We start from the raw sequence: 16,303 nt of genomic DNA, 5'->3' as shown, positions 1-16,303 counted from the left end.
GTTTCTCCTCAGTCCTTGACGGCACCCGCGGCCACCCCGGCCGCGACGTACTTCTGGGCGAAGACCAGCAGGAACGCCACCGGCACGGAGGCGATCACGCCGGTGGCCATGACGCTGTTCCAGTCGCTGAGGTGGGCCCCGATGAACCGGTAGATGCCGACGGTCACCGGCGCCCGGTCGTCCCTGGTGGTCAGCGTGACCGCGAACAGGAAGTCGGCCCAGGCGAACAGGAACGAGAACAGGCCGGCGGTGAGCACCGCGTTGCGGCTGACCGGCAGGATCACCGAGAGGAAGGTGCGCAGCCGCGACGCCCCGTCGAGCATCGCCGCCTCGCCCAGGGCGGCCGGGATCGAACGCATGAACGCCTGCATGATCAGCGTCGCGAACGGCACGCAGAGCGTGGAGTCGGCCAGCACCAGGGCCAGCGGCGAGTTCAACAGGCCCAGCCGATCCGCCGCCACGTACAGCGAGTTGGCGATGACCACGCCCGGAATCATCTGCGCGACCAGGAGTGCGAACAGCATCGCCCGCCCGCTCGGCGCGCCCAGCTGCGCCAGCCCGTAGGCCGCGGGCGCGGCGATCACCAGCGTCAGCACCATGGTTCCGGCCGACACCAGCACGCTGGTCAGCAGGTGCCCGCCCTGGCTGGACAGGGCGTTGCGGTAGCCGGCGAGGGTGCCGTTGATCGGCAACCAGGTCGGATCGGGCCGGACGAGATCGGTCGACGGCAGCAGGGAAGCGTTGAGCATCCAGTACAGCGGGAACAACATCACCGCCAGGATCCCCAGCGCGATCACCGTGCTGAGCCAGCGCCTGCTCACTGCGCCTCCCTTCTCGTGGCGCGCAGGTAGATCGCGGCGAAGACCACCGCCACCAGGATCAGCAGGTTGCCGACCGCCGCACCCCGGCCGAACAGCAGCTGCTGGAAGGAGTCGTTGTAGGCCAGGATGGTCAGCGTCTGCGAGGAGCCGGCCGGGCCGCCCTGGGTGAGCACCATGATCACGTCGAACACCTTGACCGTGTAGATCAGGCCGAGGGCCAGTGCCACCACCGTCACCGGGCGCAGCAGGGGAAAAGTGATGCGCCAGAACCGCTGCCACGCCCCCGCCCCGTCCAGCGCCGCCGCCTCGTGCAGTTCCGCCGGGACACCCTGGAGGCCGCCGTAGAGGATCACCGTGTTGAACGGGATGCCGATCCAGACGTTCACCATCGTCACCGCCGTCAGCGCGTCATGAGTGCTGGCCAGCCAGGGGATCGGGTGGTCGGTCAGATGCAGCGTCAGCAGCACGTGGTTGAGGACGCCCGAGTCCGTGTCCAGGATCCAGCGCCAGGCCGTGCCCGAGACCACCAGCGGCAGCAGCCACGGCACCAGCAACAGCGACCGCAGCAGGCCGTTCAACGGGAACTTCCGGTTGAAGAACGCCGCCAGCCCCAGCCCGATGCCGAACTGGAACACCAGCGATCCCACCGTGAACAGCACGGTGTTCAGCACCGTCCGACCGAAGTTCCCGTCGCTGACGACCGCCGCGTAGTTGGCCCAGCCGACGAACGGGGCGATGCCGGTGTAGAAGGAGGAGACGCTGTAGTCCTGGAACCCCATCCTGATGTTGGCGACCAGGGGGTAGAGGTAGAAGGCCGCGATATATATCCACGCCGGCGCCAGAAAGGCCACCGCCGCCCACCGCTTTCCGCCCCACCACCGCCCACCCTGCTGGCTCGCGCTGCATCTGATGTCATGAAGGGCCCCTTCCTGACGTTCAACGTGAGTAAGGGTCCCTTCACCGCGTGGAGTGTCATGATGGGGCCCTTCCTGACGTTCAACGTCAGGATCGGTCCCTTCGCGGCGCGGAACGCCAGGAACGGGCCTTTCACCGCGTCCAGCGCCAGTATCGGGCCTTTCCTGGCGTTGACTGCGTCGGATCTGGACCATGGGCTATCCCTGCGCCGCGTGCTGGGCCTGGGTCAGCGCCGCCTGGGGGCTGGTGGTGCCGGCCAGCACCGCCTGGATGGCCTCGGCGAGGGCCTGGCTGACCTTGGGGTAGTTGGTTCCCAGCTCCGCGGTGCGGGACCGGGCGGTGGCGATCTCCTGCACGAAGGCGGCCATCTGCGGATCGGTGGCGGCCAGCTGCGCGGCGGCGGCCTGGTCGCTCGGGACGTAGCCGACCTGCTTGGACCACTCGGCGCTCTTGTCCTTGCCCAGCAGGCACTTCACCACCGCCAGCGCCTTGGCCTCGCGGGCCGGGGTGCTGTGGGAGACGGTCCAGACCTCGCCGCCGAGCGGAGTGACCGGCTTGTCCGCGGCGGTGGGCAGGGGGATCGGCACGATGCCGAAGTGGAGGTTCTTGTTGGCGTTCAGGGTGGGCAGCTGCCACGGGCCGTTGACCATCATCGCGGCGTTGCCGGCCATGAACTGGTCGTTGACGTCGGACTGGGTCCAGGTGACCACCGACTTGGAGACCGAGCCGGCCTGCACCATGCCCTGCCACAACGTCAGCGCGGCCGTCACCTGCGGGGAGTCCAGTTTGGACAGATCGCCGCCGCCGGTCCACAGGAAGGGCTCGAACTGCCATGCGCCTTCCTCGGTCGCGGCGGCGCTGAACGCCAGGCCGTAGCGTGAGCCCTGGGTCAGCTTCTTGGCCGCCGCGGTCAGTTCGTCCCAGTTCTTCGGCGGGGTCAGGCCGGCCTCGGTGAACAGATCGGTGTTGTAGTACAGGGCGAGGCCGTTGACGCCGGGCGCGATGCCATAGGTCTGGCCCTGGTACTGGCCGGCGGCGACGATCGACGGGTACAGCCCGCTCGTGCCGAGGTCGGTCAGCGGGACCAGGGCGCCGGTGGCGGCCAGCTGTTGCAGATTCGGGTTGTCCACCAACGCCAGATCGGGCATCGAGCGGGCCGAGGCCTGCAACAGCAGCTTGGACATCAGCTGGGCCTGCGGCACCTCCTGCCGCTGGATCGTGACGCCGGCCTGGGCGCCGCATTCCTGGAGCAGCTTGGGCAGCACGGTATTCTGCGGGGCGGCGTTGTAGTAGTCGATCTCCGTCAACGCGGTGTCGGACGACGTGCTGCCGTTGTCCCCGCAGGCGGCCAGCGTCAGGACTGCGCTCAGCGCGGTGGCCAGGGCGAGCGCCGCGCGGCGGTGGGTGGTGACCATGGTGTCCGACCCTTCGTCGAATCGATTCGATACAGGCCGCGGGCTGGCGGAGGGCGGCGCTCGGGGAGTCAGGAGTCCGTGCTGGCGCGGACGGTGAGCGTCGGGGGAAGGTCGACGCGGGCGGGCAGCTGCTCGCCCCGGATGAGTTGCGCCAGGCCGTTCACGGCGGCCCGGGCGATGCTGTCGGCGGACAGGGTGACCGAGGTGCACGGCGGCACGCAGTGCTCGGCCTCGTCGTCGTATCCCATGCCCACCACGGAAATGTCCTGCGGGATGCGGTGCCCGAGCGTGCCGAGGTGGTGCACCACCAGCGGCAGGGCCCGCTCGTTGTAGACGATCAGGGCGGTCAGGTCGGGATCTTGGCTCAACAGTCCCTTGACCGACTCCAGCGCACCATCCGGAGTGGACTCGCACGCCGACCACGCCGCCGGTCGGCCGCATCGGTCCCGGACGTGCCTGAGCACGGCGTCGCGGGCGTGGGCCACGTAGGCCAGGCTGCGCTCGAACACCGCCGACGGGTGCCCGAGGTAGCCGATGTTGCGGTGGCCCAACGATTGGAGGTGTTCGACCGCCATCTGGGCCGCCGCGTCGAAGTCATAGTCCACTTGGGACAGTCCGGTCGGGTCGTCCGGCGACCCGGCGATCACCGCCGGGCACCGGAGTTCCTTGAGCAGGGCGATCCTGGGGTCATGGCGCTGGACCTCCATCAGGATCACGCCGTCCACCATCGCGCTGCCGACCGCGTCCCGGACCGCCGTCTCGCCGTCGTCGTCAACGAGGGCAAGGACTTTGAGGTTCATCTCCTGGGCCGCCGCCAACACCGCCCACACGTGCGGCATCTGCACGGAGTTGCGCCGGCCGTGCACCATCGGCAGCGACAGGCCGATCACTCCGCTGCGCCGCGCCCGTACCGACCGGGCTCCCGCGTGCGGGCGGAACCCCAGCTCCTCGATGCTGCGCTGGACCCGCTCGACCGTCTCCGGCGAGATGGATCGCTTGCCGGACAACACATAGGACACGGTGCTGCGTGACACGTTGGCGTGGCTCGCCACGTCCCCGATCGTCACTGCCATCGTCCACATCCTTGTGTCGAACCGATTCGACGGGGACTGTAGCAACGCGACCGTGCCGCCACAAGGGGTGGATCAGTTGTCGTACGGATCCGTGATCGCGCGCAGTGCGGTGAGCGTTTCCTTGAGCTGGAGCATGCGAGCCCGGCCGAGCGTCGTCGTCCACTCGGCCTCGATCTCGCGGATCACCGGGATGCTCAGCTCCACCAGGCTCCGCCCCTTCGCCGTCACGGTGACCAGGCGGGCCCGCGCGTCGCTGGGGTCCGGGATCCGTTCCACGTAGCCGGCGGCCTCCAGTTGGTCGACGATCGAGCCCACCGTCTGCTTGCTCAGCTGCGACGCCTGGGCCAGTTCGCTCAGGCGCGAGCCGTCGGCGTTGATCCGCTGGAACACGCGGGCCTGGTTCAGCGGCAGGTCGTGTCCGTGCGACTTGAGCTTGGCGAGCACTGCCGACTCCATGTGGCGGTAGGGGATGAACAGCAGCAGCCCCAGGTTCAGCGGCTCGTCCTCGATCGTCATCCGCCCACCATTGCAGAAGTCCGAACTCCGTACTACTCTTTGTCCGAAGTTCGGACTATTTGGGGAGGCGTCGGATGTCGGAAGACGACTATTGGTCGGCCGTTCAGACCATGCGGCTGCGCATCGCCGACCTGCTGGACACCTTGAGTCCGGCCGAGTGGGACGCCCCGTCCCTGTGCGCCGGCTGGCGGGTCCGCGAGGTCGCCGGCCACCTCTCGCTCGTGCCGACCATCACCACGTGGGAGTTGATCGCCGCCGGTCCCCGTGGTCGCTTCAATCCCCACCACATCAACACCGTCCTGGCGTTGCGCTACGGCGCGCTCGGCGGCCCCGCCATCGTCGCCCGTCTCCGCGACCACGCCGCCGACCGCCGCACCGCCAAGGTCCTCGACACCCGCAACTCCCTGTTCGACGCCATCGTCCACAGCCAGGACATCGCGCGTCCCCTCGGCCGCGACTTCCCCATCCCCGTCGACTACGCCCGCGCCGGCCTCGACCGCGTCTGGGCCGTGGGCTTCCCCTTCCACGCCCGCCGCCGCTTCGCCGGCGTCACCCTCACCGCCACCGACACCGACTGGACCGTCGGCTCCGGCCCCACGATCACCGGCCCAGTGTTGGCTCTGCTCATGCTCACCACCGGCCGCATCGAGTCGGCCCTCGACTCACTGCGCGGCCCGGGAGTCGACGCCCTGGTCTAGACCCTCGACCGCGCGGCTGACGACCAGCATGGTTCTGGTGGTGGTGAACCCGATCCGGTGGTTGACGTCGATCATGTGCACGTTGGACGAGGCGGTGGTGGTGAGCACCCGGTCGAGATCGGGTCGGTCGGCCCGCAGCCAACGGGCCATCCGGGCCTTGATCAACCGGCCCAGGCCGTGGCCGCGATGGGCCGGCAGCACGGCGGTCCCGAGTTGAACGGCCCGGTCCTTGCGACGCAGGTCGATCTCGGTGTACGCCACGACCTCGCCGGTCGACGAGGAAACCGCGACCACGACCCGCTGTTCGATGCCCTGTGAGCGACGCTCGTCTTCGGCCCGCCGGACGCGGTCGGCGGTCCACCGGGCGTAGCGGAAACCGGTGTCGCCCAACGGCGCGTCCTGGATGGCGTCCTGCACGGCGGCGTACGATGCGACGAGATCGTCGGGGGCGCGGTCGTTCCAGGACACGGTGCGGTAGCCGGCGACATCGGGAACGTCCCAAAGCGACTGATCGACTTCGTCGATCATGAGCCGCTGAAGGACGGTCTCGTGCACGGTGGCGAACCCACGCCTGGCGGCCCAGCGGTGGCCGGGACCGTCCTTGGTCAGCGACCATCCCTCAAGGGTCGTGCGGCCATGGGAACGCAGCGTCGGCAGGGCCGCGCGCAGCAGGGCCGCGCCGATGCCGCGGCGGCGAAAGTCGGGATGCACGGTGACTTTGGCCATCCCGACGGTCGAATCCGATGGCAGGGAGAGCTGACAGTGCCCGACCATCCGCCCGTCCTCGTAGGCGGCCCAGTGCAGTTGTGGCCCGAAGGTCGTCAACGGGTTGCGCACCGCCGCGACGATCGTGTCGTAGTCGCCGAACGGCTCGTCGTTCCAGTCGGCGTAGCTGGCCGACCAGACGTCGTAGTAGCCGAGCAGATCGTCCCGGTCGACGTCGAGAAGCTGAGTCTTCATCAGTTGTTGAACAGGCCGGGGCGGCCGCCCTCGTTCTGGGGGAGGTACGGGGTGAGGGAGTGGGCGAGGCGGTCGATGGGCAGGGACTGGAGCCACACGCGGCCGGGGCCGGACAGTTCGGCGAGGAAGAAGCCGTCGCCGCCGAAGAGCTTGTTGCGGATGCCGGGCACGGTGGTGATGCCGAACTGCACGGTGTCCTGGAACATGCCGATGTGGCCGGGGTGGGCGCGGATGACCTGGCCGGGCTGGAGGTCGTACGGGATGACCTCGCCGGACAGCTGCACCCAGGCCCGGCCCTGGCCGCCGATGCGCTGGAGCAGGAAGCCCTCGCCGCCGAAGATGCCGGCGCCGAGCCGCTGCTGGAAGCCGGTGGTGAGGGTGACGCCGGGGGTGCCGGCGACGTAGGCCCGGCGGTGGGCCATGAAGCCGTAGCCGGGCTGGGGAGCGACGTCGACGGGGAAGATCTGCCCGGGCAGGTGGGCGGCGAACGACACGGAGCCGGGCTGGCCGGCGGCGGTGTAGGTGGTCATGAAGAACGTGCCGCCGGACAGGCTCCGCTTGAGCGCCCCGAACACGCCGCTGCTGCCGGCCCCCTGGGTCGAGGTGGTCATCTGGATGCTGGCCGACATCCATGACAGCTCGCCGGACTCGGCGCAGACGGATTCGCCCGGATTGAGCATGATGTCCAGCACCGGCATCACGGTGCCGTGCACACGGTCCTGCATGAAGATCCCTCCAGAGTGGGTCGCCCCGGTCTGACGCGGATCATGGCAGGACGGTTCCGGGCGACCCCCGCCGACCGGGCGGGGGTCGCCGGATCGGGCTAGCTGACGGCGAAGTCGTCGGCGTAGACGGTGCCCTGGGCGTACCAGCCGTGCACGTACACGGTGACGGCGCCGGAAGCCCCGGTGGTGAACGGAATCGTGAGCTGGGTGTAGCCGCTGGACGAGGTCCAGGTCTCGGCGCTGGCCCCGCCCTTGACGCCGGCGTAGGCGAAGTTGCCCCGCACCCACACGGTCAGCCTGTGGCTGGCGTTGGCCGACACGGTGATCGTCTGGTCGCACTCGCCGGTCTGGCTGCTGGTGGCGGCCACGGACAGGGCGTGGGCGCCGCCGTGCACGGGCGTGCCGACGACGGCCCCGCCGGACTGGCAGGTCCACGGGCTCAGGGCCCCGGTCTCCAGGCCGGGGTTGACGATCGCGCCAGGCGGCGCGGTGCCGTTGACGGTGAGGGTGAAGGTGCTGGAGTGGCTGGTCGAGCCGGCGGTGCCGGTGACGGTCAGCGGGTAGCTGCCGGGCGCGGCGCCGGAGGTCGTGCTCACGGACAGTGTCGCGGTTCCGCCGGCGGACACTGAGGTGGGGCTGACCGAGGCGGTGACGCCGGAGGGCGCGCCGCTGACGCTGAGGGCGACGTTCTGCGCGGAGCCGGCGGTGACGGCTGTCTGCACGGTGGCGCTGGTGGAGCCGCCGGGGTTGACCGCGGCCGAGCCGGGGTTGACCGCCACCGAGAAGTCGTTGGCGGGCGGCGGGGTGGAGCCGCTGGTGAACGGCGCGAACACGTGGCTGAAGTCCCAGGTGTTCTGCTGGATCCCGGAACACGAGTCGTTGCCGGGGGTGCCGTTGCAGCCGCCGTTGTCCCGTTGCAGGGCCCAGAACGACAGGGTGTTGATGCCCTTGGAGACGGCCCAGTTGTAGACGGTGGTGGCGTTGGCGACGGTGAAGATCTCCGGCGGGCCGGTCTCGCCGCTGCTGCCGTAGTCGTCGCGGCCGGGCATCTCGGTGACGCCGACCATGGCGTAGAGCTGCGCCTGGGTCTTGCCCGGGTACAGCGGGGTGATCTGGTTGATCAGACCGGCCACCGCGGTCTGGGTGTCGGTGGCCATGTTGTGCTGGGCGTTGTCGTAGTAGTCGAACGTCATGAGGTTGATGACGTCGACGCGGGCCTGGTTGCTGACGGCGTTCTGCAGCACGGCCAGGCCGGTGGCCAGGCCGGTGGGCGTGGTCGGCAGCGTGTAGGAGAACTGGATGCCGCGCCCGTTGGCGGCGGCCCAGTCCTCGGTCAGCTTGATGGCCTTGTTGCGGCGGTCGATGCCGGCGCTGTTGTTGAGGGAGTCGGCCTCGACGTCCAGGTCGATCCGGCTGATGTTGTACGTGGTGATCAGACTCTCGAAGCCGGCGGCGATCTTCGAGACGTCGGTGCAGCTGTCGGCCAGCTCGGTGTTGGTGGTGTCGGCGGCGTAGCCGCCCAGCGACGGGATCGCGTCGCCGCCGGCGGCCTGAAGTGCGGCGATCTCGGCGCCGAAGCTGCCGCCGCCGATCGCGGTGGCGCCATCCCACAGCAGGGTGCACGAACCCTGTTGGGCGGTCTGCAGGAAGGCCAGCGTCAGGTACTTCACGCCGGCCTGCTTGGCCAGCGCCGACGGGCTCTGGCCTTCCTGGTAGGTCTCGAAGTACGGGGCGAACACATGCGTCGGCAGGGGAGTGGCCGCCTTCGGCGCGGTCGCCGCCGCGGCGGTCGCGACCAGGCCGGACACCGAGGCGGCCAGCACGGCCGCGCTCAGTAGTGCCGTTCTCAAACGCATCCTGGCTCCAGGAGGTGGGCGGGATAGGACAGGGCGACGGCCTGCTCACAATTGGACTAGACCACCGGTCGTGTCAAGGGTCCGAACGGTCGAGGGGTGGTCACGCGAGGGCGGGTCGAGCGGCGTTTCGGGCGTTCCGGGCGGTGCGTTCGGCCACTGGTTCACATCCGTGTGTTCCGGCCGGACCGGAGGGCGGTTATCCTCCCCCGAATGTCGTCCCGGACCACGTCGGCGCGCATCGAGGCCGCGATCGGGCAGCTGCTGCGCCGCAGCACCCGCACCCACCTCTACGACAGCATGGTCGCCGGCCTGGACGGGGTGGACTCGACCACCTATCCGGTGCTCAGCGGCGTGGCCCGCTGGCAGCCGATCAGCGCCACCAACCTGGCGCAGGAGATCGGCATCGACCGCACCGCGACCACCCGCTACGCCAGCCGGTTGCAGCAGGCCGGCCTGGTCGACCGGGTGCCGGACCCGGCCGACGCCCGCGCCACCCTGCTGCGGTTGACCCCGGCCGGCGAGCAGATCGTCGAGACGATGCGGTCCCGCCTGGTCGGGCACCTGGAGGAGGCCACCGCCGACTGGCCGGACGAGGAGGCCCAGCGGTTCGCGTCCTCGCTGGAACGGCTGGTCGACACGCTCAGCCGGCGCTGACCACCCGCGCCGCCGACACCGGCCGCTCGCCGACCTCGAACACGCCGGCGGAGCTGGTGTTCACGCTCCACCGGTAGCGGGTGAACTCCCCGGTCAGCTCGTCGGCGTAGAACATCATGTGCCCGTACCCGACGCCCTGGGCCTGCCGGTCACCGGCGATCCGGGTGTCCGGGAAGTCCTCGTAGTTGCCGACCCCGGCCAGGCCGTGCGGCTCGGCGGTGCAGTCGGCGACCTGCACGGCGTACTGGATCTCGCCGTCGAAGTTGAGCCCGGCCGACGGGGCGGTGTAGACGCCGCGCATGCGCCGGACCATCACCACGTGCCCGGTGTTGGTGTCCTGGGCGTTGGCGTAGTCGATGGCGATCAGGTCGCCGGGCCGCAGGTCGGCCACGCGCCGGACCGGGCGGAAGTGGGCAGCGCCGCCAGCGGCGAAGACCCGCTGGTAGTCACGGGCGAACGGGCTGGCGCTGTCGAAGTGCTCGGTGAAGAACCGGGACCGCGCCCACGACGGGTGGGCCCGCCGCAGCACCGCCGTCACGAACGAGGCACACTGGCTCTGGTTGGACCAGGTCCCGGGCTCGCCCGGCACGCCCCAGGTGACGATGTTCGGCTCGTCGGGCTCCTTGTACAGGTTGGCCCCGGCGCCGGGCAGCATCAGGTGGTCGATGAGCGCCTCGGCCTCGGCCAGGTGCGCCACCACGACCCGTCTGGGTCTGAGCAGGTGGCGGGCCGTAGCCAGGTCGGCTGCGTGCACGTCAGTCCTCCTTGGATGATCCTCGGACAATGTAGACGGCCGGCGCGCAGCCCTGACGCAACCCTGCCGCAACCCTGGCGTGATGCTGTGATCGACGCCAGATGGGGGCAGCCATCGACGACGTCAGGAGACACCCGTGACGATGACGAATGTGGCGCCCCGCGGCGACACGGTGCTGCGATCCGTGCTCCACCTCGCCGACCTCGCTCCCCACGCCGGCGGTTACCAGTGGCGGCTCACCGACGGGGCCGCCCACCTGCACCTCGACACGCCCGACAGCCCGCCGACCGTGCTGCTCGGCGTGGGCGCGGTGCTGCACCATCTGCGCGTGGCCCTGGCCGCCTCGGGCTGGGGCGCGTTGGTCCGCCGGGGCACGATGCCGTCCGATCCGACGCACGTCGCCTCGATCCACGCCGTACGCCAGCAGCCCACCCCGGAGCAGGTCGCGATGGCCGCCGCGATCAGCATCCGGACCAGCGACGACGCCGACTACAGCGAGGCGGCCGTGCCGTGGACGGTGCTCCGCCGGCTCTCCTCGCAGGCGGCATCCGAGGGGGCGGAGCTGCACCTCGTGGTCGACCACGAGACCCGGGTGAGGATGCTGCGGCGGTCCAAGTCGCTGCGCAACGCCGGCGTGCTGGCGGTGATCGCCACCAACGACGTGCTCGCCGCCGGGGCGGCGTTCAGCGCCGTGCTGCTGATGGGCACCGTGTGGGGCCTGCTCGGCTGCCGGCTGCCCATGCGTCCGCAGCTGGCCCGCGCGGTGGTCGGCCCCGACCTGACTCCCCAGGTCCTGCTCAGACTCGGCTATCCCCGCACCTGATACGCGCGGAGGTGCTCGGCGGGATCGCCGAACAGGAACGCGGCGCCGTGCGCTCTTTTGAAGTAGCGCTGGGCGTCGTGTTCCCATGTGATGGCGATTCCGCCGTGCAGCTGGACCATCTCGGCGGCGACCCTGGTCAGGGCGTCGGAGCAGTAGATCTTGGCTTCGACCGGGTGCTCGCGGTCGTATGCGGCCGACCGGGCCGTCTCGACCAGCACGTGCATGTCGGCCAGGCGGTGTTTGACGGCCTGGAAGCTGCCGATCGCCCGCCCGAACTGGACCCGCTGCTTGGCGTACTCGACGGTCATCTCCAGGCATCTCGCCGCGGTGCCGACCTGTTCGGCCGCCAGCGCGGAGAGGGCGAACCGCCGGACCCGGGTCTCGTCGTACCGGCCGATCGGGTTTCGAGGCTGGTCGACGGTGACGGCGGCCAGGCTCCGCGACTCGTCCATGGTGGTCAGGGGCGTGATGGTGACCTGGTCGGGGGTCATCTCGTGGAGCACGCCGTGGCGGCCGACGAGCAGGACTTCGGCCTTGTCGCCGTCCAGCACGAACTTCTCCGAGTCCGGGCGCCAGGCCGCCACCCGGCCGGCGGCGATGTCCGGCAGGAGCCGTTGGCACGCCTCGACGTTCCCGGTGGCCAGGATCGCCTCGGCGGCGATGGCCGTGCCCAGCAACGGAACCGGCGCGAGGGTGCGGCCCAGTTGCTCCAGGACCACTTGCAGCTCGGCGAGGGTGGCGCCGCTGCCGCCGAACTCCTCGGGGATCGCCAGGCCCGGCGCGCCGATCTCGCTCAGGGTCGGCCACAGGTCGTCGGGGCCCTTGGCCAGCAGCCGGGCCACGGTGTCCTGGAGGGCCAGTTGTTCGTCGGTCAGCCACATAGCGCCGCCATCAGCCGCTCCCGGTGGAACGCCTCGGCGCCCCAGGCGGTGACCAGGGCGCGGACCTTGAGCAGCCACCGGCTCAGCTCGAACTCGGCGGTGTAGCCGATCGCCCCGTGCAGCTGCAACGCGGTGCGCATCGCCTGGTACGCGGCCGATCCGGCGGCGATCTTGGCCGCCGAGACGTCCCGGGGGCTCATCGTCACGGCCGCCCCGAACACCAGCGGCTCGGCCAGTTCGAGGGCCACGTGCACGTCGGCGAGTTGGTGCTTGACCGCCTGGAAGCTGCCGATGGCCTGGCCGAACTGCTTGCGCTGCAAGGCATAGTCCCGGGTCTTGGCCAGCAGCGCCCGGCCGAGCCCGACCAGCTGGGCCGAGCAGGCCAGGACGCCCCGGTCGAACGCCTGCTCATCGACCGGCCCGACGGCTTCGCCGAGTTCGTACTCGAAGAGCCGGCGCGACGGGTCGACGGAGGTCAACGCGGTTGTCGGGGTGGCTCGGTGTTGAACACCGTCCACCACGGCGTAGGCGCGCTCGGCTTCGTCCACAAGGTACGGAACGTGCGGGGCCCAGGCCAGTGTGGCCGACGGTTCCCGCAGCACGGCAAAGGATTCGACCACCGGACCCGGCACGGCGGCCCGGCCCAGCTCCAGGAAGGCCACCACCAGGTCGGGCGCGGCCTCGACCTCGGGCACGCCCAGGGCCAGCAGGGTGTCCCAGTCGGTCGATCGTCTGAGCGTCTCGCGGAGCGTGTGCGCGAATTGGCGTTGCTCGTCGGACAGGGTGAACTTCATCGCGGCAGCCCCAACAGTCGCTCGGCGACGACATTGCGCTGGATCTCGTTGGCCCCGGCGTAGATCGGGCCGGCCAGCGCGAACAGGTAGCCGTCCAGCCAGGGGCCCTGGAGCTCGGCCCTGGGGCCCAGCAACTCCAGCGCCGTCTCGTGCAGGGCCAGATCCAGCTGGGACCAGAACAGCTTGGTGACGCTGGCCTCCGCGCCGACCGGCCGGTCCAGCGAGCCGAACACGTGCAGCCGGTAGGCCTGCGCGCCCGTCCAGGCGTCCAACACCCTGTCGCGCATGGCCGTGTCGCTCGGGTCGCCGACCTCGCGCCACAGCTGGAGCAACCGGTCCGCCGCCGCGCAGAACCGCCCCGGACTGCGCAGCGACAGACCCCGTTCGTTGCCGGCCGTGCTCATGGCCACCCGCCAGCCCGCACCCGGCTCGCCGAGCACGTCGTGATCCGGCACGAACACCTCGTCCAGGAAGATCTCCGCGAATCCCGCCTCGCCGTCCAGCTGCGGGATCGGCCGCACGGTCACTCCCGGCGCCCTCAGGTCGAACAGGAAGTACGTCAGTCCGCGGTGCCGCTCCGCGTCGGGGTCCGTCCGGAACAGCCCGAACCCCTTGTCGGCGAAGGCCGCCCGTGAGCTCCACGTCTTCTGGCCGCTCAACAACCAGCCGCCCTCGGTGCGCACGCCCCGGCTCCGCACCGCCGCCAGGTCGCTGCCCGCCTCCGGCTCCGACCATGCCTGGGCCCAGATGTCCTCCGCCTGGGCCATCCTCGGCAGCAACCGCTCCTGCTGCTCGACCGTCCCGTGCGCGTACAGGGTCGGGGCCAGCAGGAAGATCCCGTTCTGCGCCACCCGTCCCGGCGCGCCGCTGGCCCAGTACTCCTCTTCGAAGACCAGCCACTCGGTCAGCGACGCACCCCGCCCGCCGTGCTCGACCGGCCAGGAGACAGCGGAAAGGCGCGCCTTGGCCAGGGTCCGCTCCCACTCCCGGTGCTGCTCGAAGCCCTCGGCCGTGTCCATTGAGGACAGAGTCGGGGGTACGTTGTCGGCCAGCCAGGACCGGATGTCGAGGCGGAAGTCGACGTCGGTGTCATCAAGATCCACTGGCGTTGTCCTTCATCGACTTGGCGTCCATGCCGCCCAGCGGGTCCTTCGACACCTCGGCGTTGTGGGCGTGGGCCAGGTGGTGCAGGCCGAACACCGAGTCCATGCCGGCCCGCAGGCCCATCTGGTCCTCGGACTGGTTGACCGCCTTCTTGGCCAGCGCCAACCCGAACCGGGGCATCTGGGCGATCCGATCGGCCAGCGCCGAGACGGCGTCGGGCAACTCCGCGCGCGGCACGACACGGTTGACCATGCCCCACTCGTACGCCCGCTGGGCGCTGAACCGATCGCCGGTGAACAGCACCTCCTTGGCCGCCCGCGGCCCGAGCACCCAGGGGTGGGCGAAGTACTCGACGCCGGGAATTCCCATGCGCACCACGGGATCGGCGAAGAACGCGTCCTCGGACGCCACGATCAGGTCGCACACCCAGGCCAGCATCAGCCCGCCGGCGACGCACGCGCCCTGCACCATGGCGATCATGGGCTTGGGGATCTCCCGCCACCGCCGGCACATCCCCAGGTACACCTCGCTCTCGCGGGCGAAGCGCTGGTCGCCGCCGGCCTTGTCGACGTGGTCCCACCACAGCACGGCCTTGCGGTCGAACGACACGTCCACATCCCGCCCGGGGGTGCCGATGTCGTGGCCGGCCGAGAAGTGCTCGCCGGCCCCGGCCAGCACGATGACCTTGGCCTCGTCGTCGTCGACGGCCCGTTCGAACGCGGCGTCGAGGGCGTAGGTCATGGCCGAGTTCTGGGCGTTGCGGTACCGGGGCCGGTTCATGGTCACGGTCGCGATCGCGCCCACGCGTTCGTAGCGGACGACCTCGTCGGTCACCGGGACTCCTCCCGTAACTGGCGCTTGAGCACCTTGCCGGACGCGTTCCTGGGCAGGCTGTCGAGCCACACCACGTGTCTGGGCACCTTGTAGTTGGCCACCAGGGCCCGGCAGTGCTCGATCACGTCCTCAGTGGACAGTCGGTTCCTCGACACCACGAAGGCCTTGCCGACCTCGCCCAGCCGTTCGTCGGGCACGCCGATCACCGCCGACTCGATCACGCCGTCCAGCCGGGCCAGGGCCTGCTCGACCTCGGCCGGATAGACGTTGAAGCCGCCGCACACGTACATGTCCTTGAGGCGGTCGGTGATCGTCAGGTAGCCGCGGTCGTCGAGGGCGCCGACGTCGCCGGTGTGCAGCCAGCCGTCGGCGTCGATGGCCTGCTCGGTGGCGGCCGCGTCGTTCAGGTAGCCGATCATCACATTGGGGCCCCGCAACAGGATCTCGCCCGAGTCGGCGATCCGCACCTCGAAGCCCGCCGTCGCGCGGCCGGAGGTGTGCGACACGGTCTCGGCGTCGTCGTCGGGACGGCACATGGTCGCCACCACCGCCTCGGTCAGCCCGTACGCGGTGAGCACGGTGCCGAAGCGCTTCTGCATCCGCTCGGCCAGCGTGACCGGCACCGGGGCCGCGCCCGTGACCGCCAATCTCAAGGTGTCGCAACCGGGTTCGGCCAGCAGCGAATGGTAGATCGTCGGTGGGCCGGGCAGGATGGTGATCCGCTCCTGCTCGACGAGTTCACGGGTGCGCGCCACGTTGAACACCGCCTGCGGCACGAGCGTGGCGCCGGTCAGCAGGCAGACGAGAATGCCGGCCTTGTAACCGAAACTGTGGAAGAACGGGTTGATCACCAGGTACCGGTCGCCGGCCACGACGGCGCCGCAGTCGGCCCAGGCGGCGGCCACGGCCAGCGCCTGCCGGTGCGCGCTCATCGCCCCCTTGCTCCGGCCGGTGGTGCCGGAGGTGTAGAGGATGTCGCTGATGTCCTCCGGCCCGACCGGCGCGGCGTCGACCTCCGCGGTGAACGCCCAATCCTCGACGGTCAGCGTGAACTCGGGCGCCCCGCCGATGGCCCGAAGCTCCTGCAACCGGTTCCGGCCAAGGAAATCCGCGTCCACGACCAGGGCGGCGGCCTCGCTGCGCTCGATCACGTCCTGCATCTCGGACGCGGTGAACCGGGTGTTCAACGGCACCAGCACGCCGCCGGCGTAGCTGGCCCCCAGCGCGGCGACGACCCAGTGCCAGGTGTTGGGCGCGCAGATCGCCACCCGGTCGCCGGGGCCGATCCCGCCGGCCGCGAACACGGCGGCCAGCTGCCGGACGCGTACGCGCAGGTCACGGTAGGTCAGGCGGACATCGCCGTCGACAAGCGCCTCGTGGTCGCCGAAGCGCTCCGCCGCCGCGTCGACCGCCGCGGGAATGGTGCCAGGCGCCATAACACCTCCTACCAAGCAACTGCTTGGTAGGCTAGCCTACGGGC

17 protein-coding genes are annotated in these 16,303 nt (G+C 70.4%); 3 read left to right on the top strand and 14 right to left on the bottom strand.

Features of this window, described 5'->3' with window-relative positions; genetic code table 11:
• Positions 1 to 8: 8 nt before the first annotated feature.
• From ACIG5F_RS02660 to ACIG5F_RS02640, 5 genes are all read right to left on the bottom strand, one after another.
• The gene (locus ACIG5F_RS02660; RefSeq protein WP_396515684.1) at positions 9 to 770 is read right to left on the bottom strand and encodes a carbohydrate ABC transporter permease; all 762 of its coding nucleotides are present in this window, start codon (positions 768 to 770) and stop codon (positions 9 to 11) included.
• Between the two features lie 47 nt (positions 771 to 817).
• Positions 818 to 1,672: a carbohydrate ABC transporter permease gene (locus tag ACIG5F_RS02655; RefSeq protein WP_396515620.1), complete on the bottom strand. Its 855-nt coding sequence runs from the start codon at positions 1,670 to 1,672 to the stop codon at positions 818 to 820.
• Between the two features lie 261 nt (positions 1,673 to 1,933).
• Positions 1,934 to 3,151: an extracellular solute-binding protein gene (locus tag ACIG5F_RS02650; RefSeq protein WP_396515619.1), complete on the bottom strand. Its 1,218-nt coding sequence runs from the start codon at positions 3,149 to 3,151 to the stop codon at positions 1,934 to 1,936.
• Positions 3,152 to 3,219: 68 nt separating this feature from the next.
• Positions 3,220 to 4,224, bottom strand: coding sequence for a LacI family DNA-binding transcriptional regulator (locus ACIG5F_RS02645; protein ID WP_396515618.1), 1,005 nt, complete (start codon positions 4,222 to 4,224; stop codon positions 3,220 to 3,222).
• Between the two features lie 72 nt (positions 4,225 to 4,296).
• The gene (locus tag ACIG5F_RS02640) at positions 4,297 to 4,740 is read right to left on the bottom strand and encodes a MarR family winged helix-turn-helix transcriptional regulator (RefSeq protein ID WP_396515617.1); all 444 of its coding nucleotides are present in this window, start codon (positions 4,738 to 4,740) and stop codon (positions 4,297 to 4,299) included.
• Positions 4,741 to 4,814: 74 nt separating this feature from the next.
• On the opposite strand from ACIG5F_RS02640, the gene ACIG5F_RS02635 reads away from it, so the two are divergent.
• Positions 4,815 to 5,438 (top strand): maleylpyruvate isomerase family mycothiol-dependent enzyme, encoded by a 624-nt coding sequence (locus ACIG5F_RS02635; RefSeq protein WP_396515616.1) that lies wholly within the window; start codon positions 4,815 to 4,817, stop codon positions 5,436 to 5,438.
• Here ACIG5F_RS02635 and ACIG5F_RS02630 read toward each other — a convergent pair.
• The 3 genes from ACIG5F_RS02630 to ACIG5F_RS02620 all read right to left on the bottom strand — a co-directional run bounded on the left by ACIG5F_RS02630 (position 5,403) and on the right by ACIG5F_RS02620 (position 8,979).
• Positions 5,403 to 6,398: a GNAT family N-acetyltransferase gene (locus ACIG5F_RS02630; RefSeq protein WP_396515615.1), complete on the bottom strand. Its 996-nt coding sequence runs from the start codon at positions 6,396 to 6,398 to the stop codon at positions 5,403 to 5,405. The two genes, ACIG5F_RS02635 and ACIG5F_RS02630, sit on opposite strands and share 36 nt — an antisense overlap.
• The gene (locus ACIG5F_RS02625) at positions 6,398 to 7,123 is read right to left on the bottom strand and encodes a TIGR00266 family protein (RefSeq protein WP_396515614.1); all 726 of its coding nucleotides are present in this window, start codon (positions 7,121 to 7,123) and stop codon (positions 6,398 to 6,400) included. Before ACIG5F_RS02625 ends, ACIG5F_RS02630 begins: the two co-directional genes overlap by 1 nt.
• Positions 7,124 to 7,221: 98 nt before the next feature.
• Positions 7,222 to 8,979 carry a glycosyl hydrolase family 18 protein gene (locus tag ACIG5F_RS02620; RefSeq protein WP_396515613.1) on the bottom strand — a complete coding sequence of 586 codons (1,758 nt, stop codon included), beginning with the start codon at positions 8,977 to 8,979 and terminating at the stop codon, positions 7,222 to 7,224.
• A 210-nt stretch (positions 8,980 to 9,189) separates the two neighbouring features.
• Between ACIG5F_RS02620 and ACIG5F_RS02615 the strand changes: the two genes are divergently transcribed.
• Positions 9,190 to 9,633, top strand: a complete 444-nt coding sequence (locus tag ACIG5F_RS02615) for a MarR family winged helix-turn-helix transcriptional regulator (RefSeq protein WP_396515612.1) — start codon at positions 9,190 to 9,192, stop codon at positions 9,631 to 9,633.
• Here ACIG5F_RS02615 and ACIG5F_RS02610 read toward each other — a convergent pair.
• Complete coding sequence (locus tag ACIG5F_RS02610; protein ID WP_396515611.1) at positions 9,620 to 10,387, bottom strand: hypothetical protein; 768 nt, start codon at positions 10,385 to 10,387, stop codon at positions 9,620 to 9,622. The two genes, ACIG5F_RS02615 and ACIG5F_RS02610, sit on opposite strands and share 14 nt — an antisense overlap.
• A 136-nt stretch (positions 10,388 to 10,523) precedes the next feature.
• On the opposite strand from ACIG5F_RS02610, the gene ACIG5F_RS02605 reads away from it, so the two are divergent.
• Positions 10,524 to 11,210: a hypothetical protein gene (locus ACIG5F_RS02605; RefSeq protein WP_396515610.1), complete on the top strand. Its 687-nt coding sequence runs from the start codon at positions 10,524 to 10,526 to the stop codon at positions 11,208 to 11,210.
• On the opposite strand, the gene ACIG5F_RS02600 is transcribed toward ACIG5F_RS02605, so the two are convergent.
• The 5 genes from ACIG5F_RS02600 to ACIG5F_RS02580 are packed head-to-tail and all read right to left on the bottom strand — an operon-like array spanning position 11,195 to position 16,259.
• The gene (locus ACIG5F_RS02600; protein ID WP_396515609.1) at positions 11,195 to 12,091 is read right to left on the bottom strand and encodes an acyl-CoA dehydrogenase family protein; all 897 of its coding nucleotides are present in this window, start codon (positions 12,089 to 12,091) and stop codon (positions 11,195 to 11,197) included. The two genes, ACIG5F_RS02605 and ACIG5F_RS02600, sit on opposite strands and share 16 nt — an antisense overlap.
• Entirely contained in the window at positions 12,082 to 12,885 is an 804-nt protein-coding gene (locus ACIG5F_RS02595; RefSeq protein ID WP_396515608.1) for an acyl-CoA dehydrogenase family protein, read from the bottom strand. Before ACIG5F_RS02595 ends, ACIG5F_RS02600 begins: the two co-directional genes overlap by 10 nt.
• Positions 12,882 to 13,988 carry an acyl-CoA dehydrogenase family protein gene (locus ACIG5F_RS02590; protein ID WP_396515607.1) on the bottom strand — a complete coding sequence of 369 codons (1,107 nt, stop codon included), beginning with the start codon at positions 13,986 to 13,988 and terminating at the stop codon, positions 12,882 to 12,884. Before ACIG5F_RS02590 ends, ACIG5F_RS02595 begins: the two co-directional genes overlap by 4 nt.
• Positions 13,978 to 14,823 (bottom strand): enoyl-CoA hydratase, encoded by an 846-nt coding sequence (locus ACIG5F_RS02585; protein WP_396515606.1) that lies wholly within the window; start codon positions 14,821 to 14,823, stop codon positions 13,978 to 13,980. The genes ACIG5F_RS02590 and ACIG5F_RS02585 overlap by 11 nt, the downstream gene beginning before the upstream one ends.
• Positions 14,820 to 16,259, bottom strand: a complete 1,440-nt coding sequence (locus ACIG5F_RS02580; protein ID WP_396515605.1) for a FadD3 family acyl-CoA ligase — start codon at positions 16,257 to 16,259, stop codon at positions 14,820 to 14,822. Before ACIG5F_RS02580 ends, ACIG5F_RS02585 begins: the two co-directional genes overlap by 4 nt.
• Between the last annotated feature and the right edge of the window lie 44 nt (positions 16,260 to 16,303).

The organism is Kutzneria sp. NPDC052558, assembly GCF_044547355.1.
GTDB lineage: Bacteria > Actinomycetota > Actinomycetes > Mycobacteriales > Pseudonocardiaceae > Kutzneria.
This window is presented reverse-complemented; position numbering and strand designations above follow the sequence as displayed.

Coding starts and splice junctions, on each gene's coding strand:
- ACIG5F_RS02600 (WP_396515609.1), bottom strand. CDS start 12,091: ATGTGGCTGACCGACGAACAACTGGCCCTCCAGGACACCGTGGCCCGG.
- ACIG5F_RS02630 (WP_396515615.1), bottom strand. CDS start 6,398: ATGAAGACTCAGCTTCTCGACGTCGACCGGGACGATCTGCTCGGCTAC.
- ACIG5F_RS02595 (WP_396515608.1), bottom strand. CDS start 12,885: ATGAAGTTCACCCTGTCCGACGAGCAACGCCAATTCGCGCACACGCTC.
- ACIG5F_RS02650 (WP_396515619.1), bottom strand. CDS start 3,151: ATGGTCACCACCCACCGCCGCGCGGCGCTCGCCCTGGCCACCGCGCTG.
- ACIG5F_RS02635 (WP_396515616.1), top strand. CDS start 4,815: ATGTCGGAAGACGACTATTGGTCGGCCGTTCAGACCATGCGGCTGCGC.
- ACIG5F_RS02640 (WP_396515617.1), bottom strand. CDS start 4,740: ATGACGATCGAGGACGAGCCGCTGAACCTGGGGCTGCTGCTGTTCATC.
- ACIG5F_RS02620 (WP_396515613.1), bottom strand. CDS start 8,979: ATGCGTTTGAGAACGGCACTACTGAGCGCGGCCGTGCTGGCCGCCTCG.
- ACIG5F_RS02615 (WP_396515612.1), top strand. CDS start 9,190: ATGTCGTCCCGGACCACGTCGGCGCGCATCGAGGCCGCGATCGGGCAG.
- ACIG5F_RS02625 (WP_396515614.1), bottom strand. CDS start 7,123: ATGCAGGACCGTGTGCACGGCACCGTGATGCCGGTGCTGGACATCATG.
- ACIG5F_RS02645 (WP_396515618.1), bottom strand. CDS start 4,224: ATGGCAGTGACGATCGGGGACGTGGCGAGCCACGCCAACGTGTCACGC.
- ACIG5F_RS02580 (WP_396515605.1), bottom strand. CDS start 16,259: ATGGCGCCTGGCACCATTCCCGCGGCGGTCGACGCGGCGGCGGAGCGC.
- ACIG5F_RS02660 (WP_396515684.1), bottom strand. CDS start 770: ATGTTGTTCCCGCTGTACTGGATGCTCAACGCTTCCCTGCTGCCGTCG.